Source organism: Chitinophaga sp. CC14, from assembly GCF_048957795.1.
GTDB lineage: Bacteria > Bacteroidota > Bacteroidia > Chitinophagales > Chitinophagaceae > Chitinophaga > Chitinophaga ginsengisegetis.
In genome coordinates this window covers 1,921,632-1,941,002 of sequence record NZ_JARBFY010000005.1, presented here as the reverse complement: position 1 = coordinate 1,941,002, position 19,371 = coordinate 1,921,632, and the positions used below count along the sequence as shown (strand labels likewise).

15 protein-coding genes are annotated in these 19,371 nt (G+C 48.1%); 10 read left to right on the top strand and 5 right to left on the bottom strand.

The features are described 5' to 3' along the window. Positions 1–48 precede the first annotated feature (48 nt). On the bottom strand, positions 49–243 hold the full coding sequence (locus PV783_RS27280) for a cysteine-rich CWC family protein (RefSeq protein WP_079470401.1): 195 nt from the start codon (positions 241–243) through the stop codon (positions 49–51). 80 nt (positions 244–323) lie between these two features. Continuing rightward, the gene (gene metE, locus PV783_RS27275; protein ID WP_420990347.1) at positions 324–2,615 is read right to left on the bottom strand and encodes a 5-methyltetrahydropteroyltriglutamate--homocysteine S-methyltransferase; all 2,292 of its coding nucleotides are present in this window, start codon (positions 2,613–2,615) and stop codon (positions 324–326) included. A 194-nt stretch (positions 2,616–2,809) separates the two neighbouring features. On the opposite strand from metE, the gene pepT reads away from it, so the two are divergent. The 3 genes from pepT to PV783_RS27260 all read left to right on the top strand — a co-directional run bounded on the left by pepT (position 2,810) and on the right by PV783_RS27260 (position 5,265). Beyond that, on the top strand, positions 2,810–4,057 hold the full coding sequence (pepT, locus tag PV783_RS27270) for a peptidase T (RefSeq protein WP_420990346.1): 1,248 nt from the start codon (positions 2,810–2,812) through the stop codon (positions 4,055–4,057). Positions 4,058–4,142: 85 nt separating this feature from the next. Beyond that, positions 4,143–4,859: a MotA/TolQ/ExbB proton channel family protein gene (locus PV783_RS27265; protein ID WP_079470399.1), complete on the top strand. Its 717-nt coding sequence runs from the start codon at positions 4,143–4,145 to the stop codon at positions 4,857–4,859. 10 nt (positions 4,860–4,869) lie between these two features. Beyond that, entirely contained in the window at positions 4,870–5,265 is a 396-nt protein-coding gene (locus PV783_RS27260; RefSeq protein ID WP_079470398.1) for an ExbD/TolR family protein, read from the top strand. Between the two features lie 55 nt (positions 5,266–5,320). Here the strand turns inward: PV783_RS27260 and prmC are convergent, their stop codons facing one another. Further along, the gene (gene prmC, locus PV783_RS27255; RefSeq protein ID WP_420990345.1) at positions 5,321–6,175 is read right to left on the bottom strand and encodes a peptide chain release factor N(5)-glutamine methyltransferase; all 855 of its coding nucleotides are present in this window, start codon (positions 6,173–6,175) and stop codon (positions 5,321–5,323) included. A gap of 107 nt (positions 6,176–6,282) precedes the next feature. Here prmC and ribD point away from each other — a divergent pair, with 107 nt between their 5' ends. The 6 genes from ribD to PV783_RS27225 all read left to right on the top strand — a co-directional run bounded on the left by ribD (position 6,283) and on the right by PV783_RS27225 (position 16,158). Beyond that, complete coding sequence (ribD, locus tag PV783_RS27250) at positions 6,283–7,326, top strand: bifunctional diaminohydroxyphosphoribosylaminopyrimidine deaminase/5-amino-6-(5-phosphoribosylamino)uracil reductase RibD (protein ID WP_420990344.1); 1,044 nt, start codon at positions 6,283–6,285, stop codon at positions 7,324–7,326. A gap of 26 nt (positions 7,327–7,352) precedes the next feature. Then, the gene (locus PV783_RS27245; RefSeq protein WP_079470395.1) at positions 7,353–7,955 is read left to right on the top strand and encodes an IMPACT family protein; all 603 of its coding nucleotides are present in this window, start codon (positions 7,353–7,355) and stop codon (positions 7,953–7,955) included. A gap of 285 nt (positions 7,956–8,240) precedes the next feature. Beyond that, on the top strand, positions 8,241–10,049 hold the full coding sequence (locus tag PV783_RS27240; RefSeq protein WP_420990343.1) for a type VI secretion system Vgr family protein: 1,809 nt from the start codon (positions 8,241–8,243) through the stop codon (positions 10,047–10,049). Positions 10,050–10,065: 16 nt separating this feature from the next. After that, positions 10,066–11,436: a hypothetical protein gene (locus PV783_RS27235; protein ID WP_420990342.1), complete on the top strand. Its 1,371-nt coding sequence runs from the start codon at positions 10,066–10,068 to the stop codon at positions 11,434–11,436. A gap of 35 nt (positions 11,437–11,471) precedes the next feature. Then, positions 11,472–15,716 (top strand): DUF6531 domain-containing protein, encoded by a 4,245-nt coding sequence (locus PV783_RS27230; protein ID WP_420990341.1) that lies wholly within the window; start codon positions 11,472–11,474, stop codon positions 15,714–15,716. A 16-nt stretch (positions 15,717–15,732) separates the two neighbouring features. After that, entirely contained in the window at positions 15,733–16,158 is a 426-nt protein-coding gene (locus tag PV783_RS27225; protein WP_420990340.1) for a hypothetical protein, read from the top strand. 322 nt (positions 16,159–16,480) lie between these two features. Here the strand turns inward: PV783_RS27225 and PV783_RS27220 are convergent, their stop codons facing one another. Both PV783_RS27220 and PV783_RS27215 read right to left on the bottom strand, forming a co-directional pair. After that, positions 16,481–17,365: a 3-hydroxyacyl-CoA dehydrogenase family protein gene (locus tag PV783_RS27220; protein WP_420990339.1), complete on the bottom strand. Its 885-nt coding sequence runs from the start codon at positions 17,363–17,365 to the stop codon at positions 16,481–16,483. Positions 17,366–17,423: 58 nt separating this feature from the next. Next, positions 17,424–18,029 (bottom strand): carboxypeptidase-like regulatory domain-containing protein, encoded by a 606-nt coding sequence (locus PV783_RS27215; protein ID WP_227024489.1) that lies wholly within the window; start codon positions 18,027–18,029, stop codon positions 17,424–17,426. 189 nt (positions 18,030–18,218) lie between these two features. On the opposite strand from PV783_RS27215, the gene PV783_RS27210 reads away from it, so the two are divergent. Beyond that, on the top strand, positions 18,219–19,316 hold the full coding sequence (locus PV783_RS27210) for an Mrp/NBP35 family ATP-binding protein (protein ID WP_420990338.1): 1,098 nt from the start codon (positions 18,219–18,221) through the stop codon (positions 19,314–19,316). The last annotated feature ends 55 nt before the right edge of the window (positions 19,317–19,371 follow it).

The following is a 19,371-nucleotide window of genomic DNA, read 5'->3' as shown; positions in this document are numbered from 1 at the left end:
CGGATGCAGGAACTGGTTGATAAAACTACCCTTGCATCCGTAAATTTTTTATGTCTGCTGATACATTGCTTTCATATCGCGCAAACAATCTGCGCAAAGACAACCACTATAATTTTGCTGGATAAAATAACGCTCTTCTTCGGTTAACACCACATCCTGGCACTGACAGCGTAGAATGGTGCCTACGCGGCATTCAAAGGTGCGTTCGCACCGCGGACAGGTTACGGTTTCATGACATGCCATGTCCTAAAATTACGGATTTTAGGCTGCATTCAGTAAATGCAGCGCGGATGATTTTCGCCGCATTTACTAAAAGCCCGGTACTAGTTGCTCATCGCCAATCGCACATTTTTTGCGGCGGTAACCATATTGCGCAATGCCATTTCTGTTTCCGGCCATTTCCGCGTTTTAAGCCCGCAGTCGGGGTTTACCCATATGTTGCGCAGCGGTAATAAGGCCGCCGCCTTATGCAATAATGCCTCCATTTCCGCTATTGCCGGTACTCTTGGAGAGTGGATATCATATACACCCGGACCGGTTTCATTCGGATATTTAAATCCTGCAAATGCTTCCAGCAGTTCCATCTGTGAGCGCGATGTTTCTATGGTAATCACATCGGCATCCATCGCGGCGATGTGCGCTATGATATCATTGAATTCCGCATAGCACATATGCGTGTGAATCTGGGTGGAATCATCCACAGTACTTACCGCAAGGCGGAAGGCTTTCACGGCCTCACTGAGATAGGCGGCGCGCTGTGCTTTACGCAGTGGCAGCCCTTCGCGGAGCGCCGGCTCATCTACCTGTATGATGGTAATGCCGGCATCTTCGAGGTCTTTTACTTCATCACGGATGGCGAGTGCAATTTGCATAGCGGTTTGCATACGCGGCTGGTCATTTCTTACAAAAGACCATTGCAGAATGGTGATGGGGCCGGTCAACATGCCTTTAACAGGCTTGCTGGTCAGCGACTGCGCAAAACGGCTCCAGGCAACGGTCATGGGTTCCGGCCGTTGTACATCTCCAAAAATAACCGGCGGTTTTACACACCGGGTGCCGTAACTCTGTACCCAGCCATTTTGGGTAAATACAAATCCATCCAGTTGTTCCCCAAAGTATTCCACCATGTCATTCCGCTCAAACTCGCCGTGCACCAGCACATCCAGCCCGAGGCTTTCCTGGCGGTAAATGGTTTCCGTGATAGCGTTACGGATATCCGCGTTATAAGTTTCCGGCGTAATGATCCCTTTTTTAAGATCGGCGCGGAGTTGTCTTATTTCCGAGGTTTGCGGGAATGAGCCGATGGTGGTGGTAGGAAACAGCGGAAGTTGTAATACCGATTGCTGTAATTTCTGACGGTGCGGGAAGATGCTGTGCCGCTGTGTATCCGCTGTGGTAATACTTTCCAGCCGGGCTTTCACTTCCGGCTGATGTATCCGGGAAGATATTTTGCGGCTGTTCATCACTGTTTCATTGTCAATGAGCAGGGAGGTATCGCCGGCTATGATGTGCTTCAGCGCTATCACTTCGGCTACTTTCTGCTTGGCAAAAGCCATCCATTGTTTTACTTCCGGGTCCAGCGCGGTTTCATCTTCCAGGTTGTAGGGAACATGCAGGAGGGAGCAGGAAGTGCCCAGCAGTACACGTTCTTCACCGATTTGCTGTATCGCTTTTTCAATCAGCGCCACGGAAGCGGCGTAATCATTTTTCCAGATATTGCGACCGTCCACTACGCCGAGCGACAACCATTTATCTGCCGGGAGAGCCGCCAGTACGGCATCCAGTTGCTCCGGAGCCCTTACCAGGTCGATATGCACCGCCTGCACCGGCAGCTGCAAAGCCAGGGTGGTATTGTCTTCCAGCCCACCGAAATAAGTGGTCAGTAATATGCTGAGCGCAGGCAATGCCTGGCTTATAGCGGTGTATGCGGCGTGGTAAAGGTCTCTGGTGGCGGGGTCCAGGTCGGTCACCAGGAAAGGTTCATCCAGCTGGATCCACGTGGCGCCCGCCTGTTGAAGGGATCTTAACAATTCGATATAAACGGGCAGCAGTTTTTCCAGCAGCTGGGTGTGCGTAAGGTCATCTCCCTTAATTTTTCCACATAAAATAAAGGTAACAGGCCCGATGAGTACGGGTTTGGTGGTGATACCATGACTAAGCGCTTCTTTGAATTCTTCCACACACTTAGGCTGGTGCAGGGTATATTGCTGAACGGATTCAAATTCAGGTACCAGGTAATGATAATTGGTATCAAACCATTTGGTCATTTCCAGGGCAGTGATATCGAAGTTATTTTTCTGGTACCCCCTTGCCATAGCGAAATACAGCTCCGGGCAACCCGGGTTGGCGAATGTTTGCTGCAATGCTTTGAAACGCGAAGGAATTACGCCCAGGGTCATGCACATATCCAGTACCTGGTCGTACCAGGAAAAATCGTTGGAGGGAATCAGGTCAATACCGGCTTCCTGTAACCCGTTCCAGTTCTCTTTTCGTAGCTGCCTTGACGTTAGCTCAAGACGCTCCAGGGAAATTTTTCCGGCCCAGTAATTTTCGCAGGCTTTTTTCAGCTCCCGCTGGCTACCTATTCTCGGATAGCCTGGAATGTTGGTAAGCATATATAGGATGTATTTTATTCTACACAAACCTATCATTATTAGATCTTTGTTCGATCATTCCATATAATTTTGGTTTTTTGTCTTAAAAAAATAGACTTTTGAAGAATAAATTACTGTTTGGGATATTGTGAGAGATGGTAAAACAGAATAATCTACGGCAGAAGTGTGAAGATGATTTTCCTTACGTTTGCAATATGTTTACAAATTACTCATATACAGTAGATAAACGCTTCATGCGTTACGCACAGATAGATACACAGTCGGACCCGATGAGCAACACTTTTCCTACCACGGAAAAACAAAAGGATCTTTCCCGGTTGCTGGTAAAGGAATTACAGGAAATGGGTATTACCGATGCAGAACTGGACGAACATGGCTATGTGTATGCCACCATCCCGGCCAACACCGATAAAAAAGTACCCGTGATCTGCTTTTGTTCACATGTGGATACTTCTTCAGACAGCAGTGGCACTGGTGTAAAGCCGATTGTACACCACCAATACGATGGCGGCGATATTGTTTTGCCCGATGACGAAACAGTAGTGATCAGCGCAAAAGAACATCCTTACCTGGCCAGTAAAAAAGGCGACGATATTATTACTGCCAGCGGTACCACACTGCTGGGGGCAGACGATAAAGCCGGTGTGGCCGAAATTATGGATGCCACCCATTTCCTGATGACGCATCCCGAAGTAAAGCATGGCGCTATCCGCATCCTGTTTACCCCGGATGAAGAGGTGGGCCGTGGTGTGGAAAAAGTGGATATGAAGAAGCTGGCCGCCGATTTTGGCTATACCATGGATGGCGGAGAACTGGGTTCCCTGGAAGATGAGAATTTCTCGGCAGATGGCGCCAGGATCACGGTTTATGGCATCAGCGCCCATCCCGGTTCCGCAAAGGATAAACTGGTAAGCGCTATCAAAATAGCCGGCGAAATCGTAGATGCGTTACCGAAAGACAGTCTTTCCCCTGAAACCACCGACGACCGTGAAGGCTTTATCCACCCGGTTCGTATACAGGGCACCGTAGAAAAAACAGAAATCGATTTTATTATACGTGATTTTGAAACCGCCCATCTCGAAGCGCATGAAACTTTCCTGCGCAGGATCATGGATAAGGTGCTGGCAAAACATCATGGCGCAAAGGCTACGCTGAAAGTAACAGAGCAGTACCGCAATATGAAAGAGGTGCTGGTAAATCATCCTGAAGTAACGGCCAATGCAGCAGAAGCCATCCGCCGTGCCGGCGTACAACCCCTGAGAATGAGCATCCGGGGCGGTACCGATGGTTCCCGCCTGTCTTTTATGGGGCTTCCCTGTCCCAATATTTTTACCGGTGAAATGGCGCTTCATAGCAAACATGAATACGTAAGCATACAGGATATGCAGAAAGCGGTGCAAACAATTGTGTATCTGGCACAGGTTTGGGAAGAGAAGGCATAAATATTGCCGCGCACATTCGCAAATATTTTATTACTTTAACCGTTTATAGTAGTGTTCTACTTATGCACCCGTTAAAATATAGTTCATGTTGTTAGGTTTTATTACGTTATTACAGGATTCTTTATCGTCTCTTCCGGCTGATTCAGCAGCCCTGGCAGCCGGTGCTGCCGGAGCCCCGGCGCCGGAAATTCATTTGATAGATATGCTGATGAAAGGCGGTGTGCTGATGATCCCACTGGGGATACTTTCCCTGATAGCTGTATATGTATTTGTGGAAAGAGCCATCACCATCAGTAAAGCCGGCCGGTTGCCTGATAACTTTATGCCCATGATCCGTGATCAGATCACCACGGGGAACATGCAATCTGCCAGATCACTGGCAAAAAATACCTACGGACCCATTGCCCGTATGATTGAGAAAGGAATTCAGCGCATAGGCAAGCCTATTGAAAATATTGAAAAATCAATGGAGAATGTGGGTAAACTTGAAATTTACCGGATGGAGAAGAACCTGGTAATCCTGTCTATTATTGCAGGTATTGCCCCTATGTTCGGATTCCTCGGTACCATTGCAGGGATGATCCAGACTTTCTTCAATATCTCCATTACTTCTGATATCACACTGGGAACCATTGCCGGCGGTATCTATGTAAAAATGATTACTTCTGCTTCCGGGTTAATTATCGGTATTGTGGCTTTCATCGGCTACAGTTACCTGAATGCCCAGATAGACAAGGTAGTAAACAAGATGGAAGGCGCTTCTGCTGAATTCATCGATATTTTGCAGGAACCAACCCGCTAAAACCACCCTCATGAATTTACGCAGACGAAATAAGAGACAGGTGGAAATGCACAACTCAGCACTGAATGACATTCTGTTCATTCTGTTGTTGTTCTTTCTTATTGTTTCCACCCTGGCTAATCCGAATGTGATTAAACTGCTGCTGCCGAAAGCGAAGAGCAATACCAAGTCGAAACAAACAGTAGTAGTCAGTATCAACGATAAACGCGAGTTTTTTGTAGGCACCAATAAAGTGACCTTTGACCACCTGAAACAGGCGCTGGCGCCTTCTATCGGTAATGAAAAGATTGATCCCACCATTGTTATCAATGCGGAAAAATCTGTACCGGTGGAAGATGTGGTGAGTGTGATGGAAGTGGCCAGGGAGATGGGGGCCAAAGTAGTGCTGGCCACCGCACATAAGTAATAATGCCTTTAACTTATACGGAACCTGGTGGTATAATACCACCAGGTTTTTTTATTTATATCTTCTTTCCTTTTACCATCCTGTCTTTCCCAAACATATCCTGCTTCAGTGTTACTTCTGTAAACCCAATATGCTCCATTAACGCTACCACTTCTTTTCCCAGCGCTTCATTGATTTCAAAATAAAGGGCGCCGCCGGAAACCAGCCTGGAATGCGCCATTTCGGAGATATGCCGGTAAAACAGCAGTGCATCATTATCCGGAACAAACAGGGCCAGCGACGGCTCAAAGTCCCAAACCCGCTGCTGCATAGAGGTTTGCTCACTCTGTGTGATATAGGGGGGATTGCTCACAATCATATCAAACTCCGGTAAGCCTGCCATCTGTTGCGGGTTCAGCGCATCCAGGTGAAGGAACCCAACATCCAGCCGTTGGCGTGCAGCATTGCTGCGCGCCACTTCCAGCGCGCCTTCGCTCACATCTATGGCAGATACCTGTGCATCCGGCAATGATTTTTTTAATGCCAGCGGAATGCATCCGCTGCCGGTGCCTACGTCCAGCAGGTGAAGCCGGTGGCGGTGTGCGGCGTCCTGCACCATCCATTCTACCAGTTCTTCCGTTTCCGGACGGGGAATCAATACATTTTTATTTACGAGGAGTTCCATGCCATAAAACCAGCTGGTACCAGTGATATATTGTACCGGCTCATGGCGCTGCAGGGCTTCTATGGCTGCCTGGAGACGTTGCTTCTGATCGGGGGAAAGGATTTTTGTTTTGTGAACAATCCGGTCCAGTTTACTCATACCCGTTAGGTATTCCATTATGATATGTGCAATGTTGGCGGCTTCCCGCTCATCATATAGTTCACTGATGGCGCCTGTAATATAGGTAAAGGCCGTTTGTATAGTCAATATAATCAGTTTAAGGCATGTGACAGGAAAGTGCAAACCTGGGGGAGCGGCATTTTCCATTCGTTAAAAACGATACTTTTGCAAAAATATTACTTCGCCCGGTGATTATGAATAGCACGTTCAATGAATTTTATATGCAGCGTTGCCTCGAACTGGCCGCTATGGGAGCTGGTCAGGTGGCGCCCAATCCAATGGTGGGAGCCGTACTGGTGCACCAGGGGCGTATCATCGGGGAAGGCTATCACCGGCAGTACGGGCAGGCCCACGCGGAAGTGAACTGTGTGAACAGCGTGGCGCCGGAAGAACGTTCGCTCATTCCGCTGGCTACCATGTATGTAAGCCTGGAACCCTGTGCGCATCATGGTAAAACGCCACCCTGCGCGGATCTCATAGTATCGCAAGGCATCCGGCAGGTGGTGATTGGCTGCGTGGATACCTTTTCAGCTGTAGCCGGAAAGGGCATCGAAAAACTGGAGAAAGCCGGTGTACAGGTACAAACAGGCGTGCTGGAAGCGGCCTGCCGGCAAATCAACCGCCGTTTTTTTACTTTTCATGAACAACAACGCCCTTATATTGTACTGAAGTGGGCGCAGAGCAGCAATGGCCTGATCGCCGGCGCCGGCGGGGCGCCCGTGCGGATATCCAATAAATACAGCGACCGCCTGGTACACAAATGGCGCAGCGAGGAAATGGGTATCCTGGCAGGCACCCGCACCGCGGTAAATGATAACCCCCGGCTCAATAACCGGCTGTGGACGGGGAAAGACCCGGTGCGCCTGATCATTGACCGGGAGTTGAAAGTGCCAAGGTCCCATCACGTATGGGACGGTAGTATCCCTACTATCTTCATCACGGCCACAGCGGCGGAAACGCATGGTCTTACCGAAACCCTGCCGCTCGATTTCAACACCGCCCTGCTGCCGCAACTGATGCAGCAGTTACACCGGCGGCAGATCCAGAGCATCCTGGTGGAAGGCGGCAGCAATGTGCTGCAGCAATTTATTGCAGCCGGTTTGTGGGATGAGGCGCGTGTTATCACGGGTACGGATACACTGCCGGAAGGACTGGCAGCGCCGGTACTCACCAACGCATCGCTCACGCATACCTTACAGGTAGCCGGCGATCGTATCGATTTTTATCATCCCGCGTAGTTTTAAGCGCGTATTAAATTATTTTGATGGAGGTTTATTTTACAATTGATAAAACAGCAGTAGCAGAATTTAAAGACAGAGGCAGCAAATTTCTCGCGTACGCATTTCCCGTTAAATCGCCTGAGGAAGTAAAAGAATGCCTTGGAGAGGTGAAAAAGGAACATCCAAAAGCCACCCATCACTGTTATGCGTACCGCCTCGGCACCGCCGGGCTCCAGTTCCGCGCCAGCGACGACGGAGAGCCTTCGGGCTCAGCAGGTAAACCTATCCTGGGGCAAATAGACAGTAAACAAATTACGGATGTGCTCATTGTAGTGGTGCGTTATTTTGGCGGTAGCCTGCTCGGCGTACCCGGACTCATCAATGCGTACAAAATGAGCGCGGCCATGGTGCTGCAACTCATCCCCGTGATCCAGAAAAACATTGAAGCCAAATATCATCTCAGCTTTGATTACACCATTATGAACGACGTAATGATGGTGGTGAAGCAAAATAACTGCACCGTTATTTCACAGGAATTGCAGCTGTTCTGCGAAATGGTGATCGGCGTTCCGAAATCAGGCGAAGAGCTTTGCCTGCTGCGCTTAAAAGATATTTACGGATTACAGATACAACCACAAAAGCCCTGATAAGAAGAATGGATGATCCTGGTAAGCAGGCGGATGTTACAACATGTAGATAGGAATCCGTACTTCAGGATCATCTCCCCAAAATACCCCCGAAAATATTTTCCCCATTTGCATAAAATGAGAGAGTCGTAATATAAATTTCCTTAAATTTAATTTTGTTAACTAGGATTTCCTTAACCCGTTTTTCAGGTGTTTTTTGAGATGAGATCTGCCCGTACAGCAGCGCCCATCCAGCTTTTTCAGATCAGATATAGGACCATATTAATATTAAAAGCCCCCCTGTATATGTTACATACCATAACAACCGTATCTATTGCTGACAAACAGTTTAAACAATTTCATTCCCTGCGCCTGGAACAACAGTTACAGGGACATCATCATTTTGAGCTGAAAATAGGCTACGACTGGCTGCAGGAACTGGGGCCCGGTATGGTGTCGGCTACCAAAGCTTTTCTGGGAAAAGAAGTGAGCATCACCATACAGGCTTTTGAGCAATTACAAACATATGAACCGCTTATTTTCAATGGCATTGTGATGTCTGTCAGCTCCGGAAAAGAAAGCGATGGCACACATGGTTTTTGCGTGATCCGCGGATACAGTCCCACCGTTTTGCTAAGTAACGACCTGCATGTACAGGCGTTTGAAAACCAGGACCTCAGCGCTATTGTGAACACTACGCTGAAAGCGGGTGGCCCCTATGTAGCACGTCCGCTGGTAGATCCCAATACCACATCGCCACTGAAATATATTGTGCAGTACAAAGAAACATCGTTCGATTTCCTGCACCGGCTCTCAGAACGTTTCGGGGAATGGTTTTTTTATAACGGGCAACAGGTGGTTTTTGGAAAATACCAACCCCGTGAAGTATCACTGGTACACCTGGTTGACCTCATGAGCTTCGACCTCGAAATGAAAGTGCAGCCAAATAATCAGCAGTTGAACGGATTTGACTACCGGAACAACAAAGTGGTGGAAAATACCACGGTGGCGCAGCCCGCCGGGAAAGTCAACGATTATACCTCACATGTACAGGGACTAAGCGAAAAATTATACAGTACCCCCTCCACCTATAAAATGAACCACGCCTTTACCAGCAACGCCAAAGCAGAACTGGATACGCTGGTAACCCGGCAAAAAAAAGGACGTATGGCCGCTATGGTGCAACTGAAAGGCAGCAGCAGGCATACCTCGCTCCGGGTTGGGGATCATATTTCCATCCAGGAGAGCGTATACGCAAAAGACGATCATGGGAAATTCATGATCTGGGGGCTTACCCATCATGTAACCGGCAACGGCGACTATTACAACGAGTTTGAAGGTATCCCGGCAGATGCGGCCGTTCCGCCGGTGAACCTGGAAAATATCCCCTTCTGTGAAGCACAGAGTGCCACAGTAGTAGACAATCATGATCCTAAAGACCTCGGGCGTGTAAGAGCGCGTTTCAAATGGCAGCAACAGGGCATGACGCCCTGGATGAGAGTGGTGGCTCCCCACGGTGGTGGCAGCAAAGGCATGTATATGGTACCGGAAAAAGGAGAAGAAGTAGTAGTGGACTTCGAAGGCGGCAACCCCGAACTCCCCTTCGTACTGGGAACCACCTACAATGGGGAAGGCAAGTCGGGATTTGGCACCGCCAACAACGACATGAAAGCCATCCGCACCCGCACCGGCATTTCCATTTTACTGAATGATGCCGACGGCAGCGTTACCGTTTCAGATAAAGCCGGTAATACCATCTTCATCGATGGCACAGATAAAATGTCGCTCTTCTCCAAAACAAAAATGTCAATATCTTCCAAAGAAGTTGAAATAACCTCCGAGAAATTTAGCATCGCAGCCTCCGAACAGGGCTCTATTGTTGCCAAGAAAGGCATCTACCTGGAAGGCACTGAAACGGTCACCGTAAACAGTAAGGATGCCGTAGTGAAAGGAGGTGACTCACTTACACTGATATCGAAAGACCTGCTGGCCTCCGGCAGTAAAAATGCCAACATTACCGGCGCCTCCGTTATGGTAAATGGTACAAAGGATGTTACGGTAAGCGGGCATGGCGATGTAATAGTATCCGGCGGACTGGTGAAAATAAATTCCTGATCCTTAAAGCTCACTTATGACAACCTCACCAACTATCGGGCAGGAGTTTTATAAAGTAAGGGAAACATGGGCCACCGCCGACAGTGATCACCAATGGAAACTGGCCATCTGGCAGATACAATATGCCGACGTGGAAATTATTGATAAATTCCTGGAAACCGAACGCACTGCTATTGGTGTTTTTAAAGAGATATTTTTCAGATTTGATTCCCCCTACCGGGAAGATCACCAGGCGTATGAACAGGCGCTGTGGAATGAATTCCTGGAATGGTTTGAACCCCTGCCACGCGAAGAATATGATGTGTACGCCGCCATGAAAAAAGATGGCCTGCTGAAAACAGATTATCATCCCGACGGCAGTCTGCCGCCAACAGCACAAAGTATCTGGAAGGAACTGCGGCGTTTTATGGGCTGCATCCGCGGCCTGGAAGATACCGGCTGCTGCATTTATTTTCCCGCTTTAAGACCCGACCAGCCCGATGCCGGCGCATGGTACGCGGATGTACTGAAAAAAGGATTGCCGGAAGGTATCCGGCTTGTTACCATAGATATAGCGGCCAATTCCCGTATCACCATTCCCAAAATATTTACCAACCAGGTAAAAGTATTGCAGCCATCCCTGCAAATGGTGGCAGCCATTAATCATGAAATGGATAAAGGTGGTGGCAATTCCGACACCATCAGTGTAGATGCACGTTTCCGTAAACAGATCCGTAAAGTGATGGATTGCACTACACAACCCGGTTCACCCACGCTGGATCAGGAAGTATCAGCACTGCTTTCACTCAGTAAAAAAATGGGCGGTGAATCCCACGAAGTAGCCGGAATGATGATAGCTGCACAGGCGTATTTCATGGCGCGTGAATCTGATAAGAGCGCCGGCTATGCGGATAAAGCCATCCGCTTATCGAGGCAGCTGATGGACAGGAATGATCCGGCGGGCTATCCTACCTGGAAATCCTGCGTGATGATCCGCGCCGCTATACTGGCCGGCAGGAAGAAAAGAAAGCAAGCCATTGCACTCTATGAAGCACTGGCGCTGGAAGCCGTAAATAAAGGCGATGCCTTTATGATCATGGAAGGATACCGGCTTTGCGGTCACCTGCATTATGAACTGGGACAATTGAATACGGCCTTTGAAAACCTGTTGCTGTCTATGACCGGCGGCAGCTACCTGGAACGGGAAGTAAGAAGACAATCAACTTTCCTGCATGCGGCCGCGATGGCGGTGCACCTGTGTGAAAAGATCCGGGGACCGGAAGATCTCGCCATATTGGAAAGTAACCTGCAGGAATTATTAGGTGACGACTGGCATACATTACTACAGGCGGAAGGCATGGACAAAGCAACAGTGAGACGTAAATCCACCTTGTTTGAGTTTAACTAAGATCCTATCCCACGAGGGAATAAAGTAATCATATCATGGCTGTAGAAAACAAAGGCTTTGGGGCATTATTTGCGGAAAAGAAAAACTCACTGGACCATATCCAGAAAGGAATGGCCAGTATCTTACCCGCTTTCCCGGGAATGCCCGCCGCAAAATATTTTGACCTCGGCATAGGTATTGACTTTCACGATTCCGTATTTCCTCCATCACCGTTATTGCCGGTACCGCATATCGGTATGGTGTTCGATATCCTCGGCGCTATCATGGCAGCTATTGCCAGCGTGGTGCCTCCGCCACCACCACCGCCGCCTGCAGAGGAAGGAAAAGAACCGGCGCCGGAACCATTTTCACTGGCAGCTACCGCACAAATGCTGGTACATGCACTCAGCCCTTCCGTAAAAGTACATAACCAATGGGTGGCCAATGCAGGTACACCCATCCTGCATTTACCCGCCATCATTGCACATTTGCCCTTTCCCATTGTGAAGCCCAAAGCGGCATCCGAAATGTGGATGGGTAGTTCTACTGTGCTGGCAGACGGCGGTCCTTTTTCCACGCAGTTTCATCCCGCGCTGTCGTGTAACCTGGTGGGACTTCCTTCACCACCACGGCTGAATAAAAAGAGCACTGCTATGGCGTTAATGGCGCCTACTTCTATGTTACTGATCATGACTTCTTCCGGGAAACCGGTGCTGGTGGGTGGTCCGCCGACTATCGACCTGTTTCAGCTCATGTTTAAACTGGGGTTGAAAGGACTGTCCAAAGCAGCAGGCGCCGCTTTACAAAAAGTAATTAATAAGATAGAAAGCCGGTTTCCAAAGCTGGCAGGCATACTGCAGGATTTTAAGTGTAAAAGGTTTGGAGAACCTGTGGATGCGGTAACCGGAAGAGTGGTGTCTTCCAATATAGATTTTGAATTGCCCGGCCCCATACCGCTGGTATGGGAACGCACCTATTACAGCGATGCAGAAGTACAGGGGCCATTGGGTTACAACTGGCACCACAGCTATAATCTCAGTCTGTACAATCTGCATAACGGGTACTTCAGTATCCGCCTGGCAGATGGCCGCGAAACAGTGATGCCGGCACTGCCAGCAAACAGCAGCTATTTTAACAGGGCGGAACAGTTGTGGTGGCGCCGCGACAACAGCGGTTATTACCTGGAAGATAAAGAGCAACTCCAGTATCGCTTCAATGCCCGGCCTGCGCCCGATGGCAGTTGCATGCTATCTGAAATATGCAGCGCGGCAGGGTTCCGGATCCAGTTCCGGTATAACGGGCACGGCTATCTGCAACAGATCATCGACAGCGGCAACCGGCTGCTGCAGGTAACTACCGATGAACAAGGCCGTATTGAAGGGATTCACACACGCAAAGGAGCGGAAGTTATTCACCTCGTGCGTTATTCCTTTGATGAAGATGGTAACCTCGCAAGCACCACCAATGCGCGTGATGTCAGCAAATACTTTTTTTACAAAGGGCATTTAATGGTGCGGCTAACCAACCAGAGCGGATTGAATTTTTACTGGGAGTATGAAGGCAGGGGAGATGAGGCGCGTTGTGTTCATACCTGGGGAGATGAAGGCGTATTGGAATATCATGCAAAGTATGAAAAAGGGAAAACCGTTGTTACTAACGGTCTTGGGCACACGACAACCTATTATTACGACGAACGTTATCTTATTTATAAATTCATTGATGGCAACGGAGGGGCTACCCTGCAGCATTACAACAGGTATGATGAACTGGAAGTTGTGGTAGATCCTGCGGGTAATACCGTGAAGTATGAATATGATGCCTATGGAAATAAAGTGAAAGAAACCAATGGCAACGGGGAATCCACCTTATTTTATTATGACGAAGAGCAACGGTTGACAGGCGTTAAAACGCCCGGTGGCAAACGGGTGGAATGGACCTACAATGAAGAAGGATTGTTGGTGAAGAAAAAGAACATGGAAGGAGTGGTAACGCGGTACCGGTATACTGGTCCGTATCTTACACAGGTAACCCATAAAAACGGCCGCACCTTTGAACTGGAATATGATGAACAGCATAACCTCAGCAAGATTACCTCACCGGAAAATGCACAGTGTTACTGGAAGTACGATGAACTGGGGCAGTTGATAAAAGAAACCACTGAAACCGGCTACTGGTACGCGTATGAATACGATGCCGCCGGCAATATTATTCATATGGAAGAAGCGGATGGCAGTAGTCATCACTTTAGTTACGACGCAGCTGATAACCTGGTGAAGGCGGAAGATGGCCAGCGGGAAGTAAGTTTTACCTACGGACCATTGGGCGTATTAACGGGCAGGAGTCAGCATGGTGTGAATGTCCGGTTTAATTATGACAGGGAGCTGCAGTTGCGTAGCATCGCCAACGAAGGCGGAGAGCTGTACCGGCAGGAGCCGGATGCAAACGGAAATATCATCCATGAATGGGGCTTCGATGGTGTGCATTACCACTACGAACGCGATGCTGCAGGCCGTGTGAAAAAAATATTCCGGCCGGATAATCGCTGGACCGCCTGCGAATATGATGGCACCGGTTTACTGGTAAGGGAAGAATACAACGACGGTAGCGTAACTGCATATGGATATAACAAAGACGGGCAGCTGACCGGCGCCTTTAATGAAGACGGGGCAGTTACCATCCAACGGGACGCCTATGGTCACACCATCAGCGAGGTGCAGGGCGCTTACGCAGTGAACCGTGAATACAATGAATGGGGAGAACCGGTTTTTGTAGGAAGCACACTGGGTGCTGCTATTCAACTGGAACACCACGCCGCAGGATATGTAAAGGAGATGCAGGCTGCCAATGGACCGGGAGATTCCTGGCAGGCGCAGTGGAAACACAATGAAAGCGGACTGGAAGTATTGCGGATGTTGTCCGGTGGAGTGACGGTAGAAACACAACGCGATAAGCAGGGGTTGGTAGTGAGGCAATCTATCGGGGTACACAAGGTAGAACAAAGCCGCATCCGTTATGAATGGGGGAAAAATACAAAGCTGCGCCGGATGGTGAATGAACTGAATGGTGCGCAATCGCAGTTTTCCTATGATGAATTTGATAACCTTGTAAGTGCCACCTATGGACAGTCAAACGGCGCCGCGATGGATACGGTTTACCGGATACCGGATAAGCTGGGGCATCTTTTCAGAACACCCGCACGTACTGATCGCGTGTATGGCAAAGGCGGACGCCTGCTGGAATGTCCGGATTACTTCTATTATTACGATGGAGAAGGAAATCTTATCTGCAAGGAATTCCGGCACAATCACCAGGTGGCGGAAGATAAGCAGGCATGGGCGAAGGCAAATAAAGTAGTATTGAAAGGAAGCCATACAGGTTGGGTATATGAGTGGAAGGCAAACGGATGGCTGTGGAAAGTGATCACACCTTCGGGAGGAGAAATTATATTCAGCTATGATCCGCTGGGAAGACGTATTGCGAAGGTGAATAAACGGAAGCAGGAAGTAACACGTTGGCTATGGGACGGCAATGTGCCATTGCATGAATGGCAGTATACCGGCGATTATCCACCGCACCTCGAAGCCGTGGCAGATGGCGCATTGCAGATAGAAGCAGAGCCGGTAGAGAACCTGGTGACCTGGGTATTTGAAGATGATTCTTTTACACCCTGTGCAAAACTTACTGCAGGCGGGGCTTATAGTATCGTAACAGACCATCTTGGTACACCTACACACGCGTTTGATATTGCCGGAAATAAAGTATGGGAGCGGGAACTCGATTGCTACGGAAAAGTGATCCGCCTGCGTGGTGATAAAACATTTTGTAATTATCTTTATCAGGGGCAGTATGAAGATACTGAAACAGGATTGGCGTATAACCGTTTCAGATACTATTCACCTGGCGAAGGTATGTACATAAGCCAGGATCCGATCGGATTAGCAGGAGGGAATGCTACCATGTACGCATACATACGGGATTCCAATCAATCCGTTGATCCATACGGGTTGATGGAATTATACGCATTGTTAGCGAAGAAAGATGGATGGTACCCGGTAATGCAGTATGGTAAAAAAGCCCCCATTGGAGAAATGTATCTGAAGAAAGGGGACTTATGGAAAATAGGAGAAACCATCAATCCGAAAAAAAGGTATAGTCAAAAATGGCTGGACAAAATGGATTTGGATAAAGTGAGGATTGCTACAGGAAATAAAAAGGCAATGCAGGTTATAGAACGTCAGAAGTTAAAAGGATACGAGGCATGGAAAGGACACCTGCCTCCCGGCAATAAAGCACATCACTAAAAGTTTTAAACTATATATGAGAATATCACTAAACGTTGATACCTATTTAGATTCGATTTTGAGTTTAAGGGACGAATTAGATCCGGTATGTGAGAAGGTAAATGAAAAGTATGGAAGCGTCGAAACACCTGATGTGATGGGCATCGCCATCAGGTGTCTGCCGGATGAACTGGAAAGAAAAACCTTTAAGCGCTATGACAAAAAGGATCGTTACTTAACAATTGATATCACCGTTAGCTATGATAAGTATAAAGGCCTGCAAAGGATTGAACAAAGACATGATCTGGGACATACCATATACGACAACATCGTTGATGCCATTTCAAAGTATAAATTCCAGGAATTAACCGGGAGTGATTTTTTAAAAGACTTTAAAAGCTGGTGTAATGAAATCGGGTGGTTGCTGGATGAAATTGACTGGAGCCTCGACCCTGATGCATAGAAACATTAACCGGCTTACACTACAACATACAGGCGCTGTTAAAATGTGAAGAACAGCAGCAAACAGCGGATAGTATTTTTTCGGCTGATATTGTTTTACACATATCCTGGCAGCCATTTATTTTCCACAGGATATAGTAAAGCTGTTGTCGTACTTTTCTTTTTATGTAAAAGAAAAATACGACAACAGCTTTACCATTTAATCAGCTTATCTGGCAATATTTCCCGTTGGAGATCATCAGTCTGCTGGTGTTGAGAAAACGGAAAGGATACAGCAATAGTTTTATTGACCACCCACTGTTGAATAAATTCCTGCTTTTTATTTAAAACCGTTCGCTCACAACAAGGTCTTTACTGCCTGGGGTGTATTTATAAAATCCTTCACCGCTTTTAACACCGAGATAACCTGCTGTTACCATGTTTACAAGCAGCGGACAGGGTGCATATTTAGGATTGCCAAAGCCGTCGTGCAGTACCTGCAGAATAGAGAGGCAAACATCCAGCCCGATGAAATCCGCCAGCTGCAAGGGTCCCATCGGGTGCGCCATCCCCAGTTTCATCACTGTATCAATTTCAGCTACGCCCGCCACGCCTTCAAAAAGGGAGCAGATAGCTTCGTTGATCATGGGCATCAGGATGCGGTTGGCGATAAAGCCGGGATAATCATTTACTACGCAGGGAACTTTCTCCAGTTTTTCGGAAAGCGCTACGATAGTAGCGGTTACTTCTTTATCGGTGGCGTAGCCATTGATGATCTCTACCAGTTTCATTACCGGTACGGGATTCATGAAGTGCATGCCTATTACTTTTGCAGGACGTTTGGTAACCGCAGCAATTTTTGTAATAGAGATAGAAGACGTGTTGGTGGCGAGAATGGCATCAGCCGGGGCGTGGAGGTCGAGATCCTGGAATATTTTCAGTTTCAGCGCAATATTTTCTGTGGCGGCTTCCACTACCAGGGATACTTCTTTTACGCCGGCGGCCAGGTCGGTTTGCAGGGAAATGTTACCCAGGGTATCCGCCTTTATGGCTTCGGTAATGGTGCCTTTTGCCACCTGGCGGTCCAGGTTTTTGGTAATGGTTTGCAGCGCCTTATCCAGTGCCGGGGCCGAAACATCTATCAGGTTTACGGCGTAGCCGTGTTGAGCAAATACATGCGCAATACCATTTCCCATAGTACCAGCGCCGATAACCGCAATTTTTTGCATGGTGTAGTGATTTGTCGGAATTGAATAAGGCGCTAATTTAAGGTATTACACGTTACGGTCAGTAACTGCCATAACTGTCGTCTTTCCTTTTAAAGTCGCCCTGTTTCCATGCCTGGATAAACTGGGCCCATGCCAGCGGATTGAAGATATTTTGCGGAGGAGGCTGACCGGCATAGTAAAGGCTCTGGGCCTGTTTCTTGAGGTATTGGCTGGTGCCTTCCCTGCCGTCGACCGGTGTATAACGGGCCATAGCGCGAAGCCTGGCATTACTTGTATTTTTTCGGGCCACCTCATATGCATCGTCTGGGATGTCCATATTGGCAAAGGCCCGTTCAAATTCTTCCCTGGAAAGATAAGGTTTGATGATAGTTACCGGGAGATAGGTGGTATCTTCCACCATCAGCTGTATCAGGGAAAAGCTGTTGCCTTTGATGTCCGGAGGTATGCGGTAATTTTTATGTTTGAAGCCCACTGCACTGAACGACAGGGTATCGCCTTTAAATACAACGATAGAAAAGATGCCGGATCTGTTGGAGATAGTTCCCCTGTTTTGTCCTTTTACCAGGATGCTTACTGCAGGGATGGCCCGAAGACTGTCTGCCGTCATGGTAATACCCGAAATTTGTATAACGCTGTCTCTGAATTCCGCGATCTGAGCTTTCAAAAGGAAAGGAGATAAAACGAAAACTATTATGAGTGACAGTATGTAGGATCTTTTCTGATGCATGCCGGCCCTAAGATATAAAAATTTAATTACGTGTTTTCATGCAGTTGGTCTCCTGCCCAGAGAAATTGTAAATTAAATCCCAATTGGGTTAACTTTGCTGTCTGGATTCAAAATTAACAACAATTTATGATCACGAAAGAGCAGGTTTTAAAGGCCCTGAGCAACGTAGAAGAGCCGGATCTGGGCAAGGATCTCGTTACGCTGAACATGGTAAAAGATATAGAGATTGATGGCAATAAAGTAAAATTTACGGTCATTCTTACCACGCCGGCGTGTCCGTTAAAGGACCTGATCCGCAATGCCTGTGTGAATGCTATTCACATGCTGGTAAGCAAGGATGCAGAAGTGGAAGTTGTCATGACGGCCAACGTAAATACCAAAAGAGCAAATGGACAGGGTGTCCTGTCTAATGTAAAAAATATCATTGTGGTGGCCTCTGGTAAAGGGGGAGTGGGTAAATCCACTGTGGCAGCCAACCTGGCGCTGGCTTTGGGCCGTGATGGCGCCAAAGTAGGGCTGATGGATGCGGATATTTACGGTCCGTCCGTTCCTATTATGTTCGGATTACGTGGCGAAAGGCCGCTGATGGTGAATGTAGATGGCAAAGGCATGATCCAGCCGATAGAAAAATTCGGTATCAAGGTCATGTCTATTGGTTTGCTGATAGATGAAAGACAGGCGGTTGTTTGGCGCGGACCTATGGCCAGCAGCGCTTTGAAGCAGTTTATTACCGATGTATACTGGGATGAACTGGATTACCTGATCATCGATATGCCTCCCGGCACCGGCGATATTCACCTCACCCTGGTACAAACGGTGCCTGTTACCGGTGCTGTGATTGTAACCACACCGCAGGATGTAGCCCTGGCCGATGCTAAAAAGGGTATTGCCATGTTCATGGGACAGCAGATCAATGTGCCAATTCTCGGATTAGTGGAAAATATGGCCTATTTCACGCCTGCCGAACTGCCTGAAAATAAATATTACATTTTTGGTAAAGAAGGCGGAAAACAACTGGCAGAAGAAATGGATATCCCGTTCCTCGGCCAGATCCCGCTGGTACAAAGCATCCGCGAAGGCGGTGATGCCGGTGTGCCCGCTATGGCCGGCGACGAAAAGCTAACCCGTAAGGCCTTCCTGGATGTTGCCGGTGCAGCTGCACGCAGCATCGCTATGCGCAACGCCAATATTGCTCCTACCAGGATTGTGGAAATTATTGTATAAAAGAATCAGCGGTTACGGATTACAGATAAGAATATCTGTGATCCGTAATCATCTT

Bases quoted from the DNA above. Each gene is read 5' to 3' on its own strand.
- PV783_RS27280 (WP_079470401.1), bottom strand. From the start codon at position 243: ATGGCATGTCATGAAACCGTAACCTGTCCGCGGTGCGAACGCACCTTT.
- metE (WP_420990347.1), bottom strand. From the start codon at position 2,615: ATGCTTACCAACATTCCAGGCTATCCGAGAATAGGTAGCCAGCGGGAG.
- pepT (WP_420990346.1), top strand. From the start codon at position 2,810: ATGTTTACAAATTACTCATATACAGTAGATAAACGCTTCATGCGTTAC.
- PV783_RS27265 (WP_079470399.1), top strand. From the start codon at position 4,143: ATGTTGTTAGGTTTTATTACGTTATTACAGGATTCTTTATCGTCTCTT.
- PV783_RS27260 (WP_079470398.1), top strand. From the start codon at position 4,870: ATGAATTTACGCAGACGAAATAAGAGACAGGTGGAAATGCACAACTCA.
- ribD (WP_420990344.1), top strand. From the start codon at position 6,283: ATGAATAGCACGTTCAATGAATTTTATATGCAGCGTTGCCTCGAACTG.
- PV783_RS27245 (WP_079470395.1), top strand. From the start codon at position 7,353: ATGGAGGTTTATTTTACAATTGATAAAACAGCAGTAGCAGAATTTAAA.
- PV783_RS27240 (WP_420990343.1), top strand. From the start codon at position 8,241: ATGTTACATACCATAACAACCGTATCTATTGCTGACAAACAGTTTAAA.
- PV783_RS27235 (WP_420990342.1), top strand. From the start codon at position 10,066: ATGACAACCTCACCAACTATCGGGCAGGAGTTTTATAAAGTAAGGGAA.
- PV783_RS27230 (WP_420990341.1), top strand. From the start codon at position 11,472: ATGGCTGTAGAAAACAAAGGCTTTGGGGCATTATTTGCGGAAAAGAAA.
- PV783_RS27225 (WP_420990340.1), top strand. From the start codon at position 15,733: ATGAGAATATCACTAAACGTTGATACCTATTTAGATTCGATTTTGAGT.
- PV783_RS27220 (WP_420990339.1), bottom strand. From the start codon at position 17,365: ATGCAAAAAATTGCGGTTATCGGCGCTGGTACTATGGGAAATGGTATT.
- PV783_RS27210 (WP_420990338.1), top strand. From the start codon at position 18,219: ATGATCACGAAAGAGCAGGTTTTAAAGGCCCTGAGCAACGTAGAAGAG.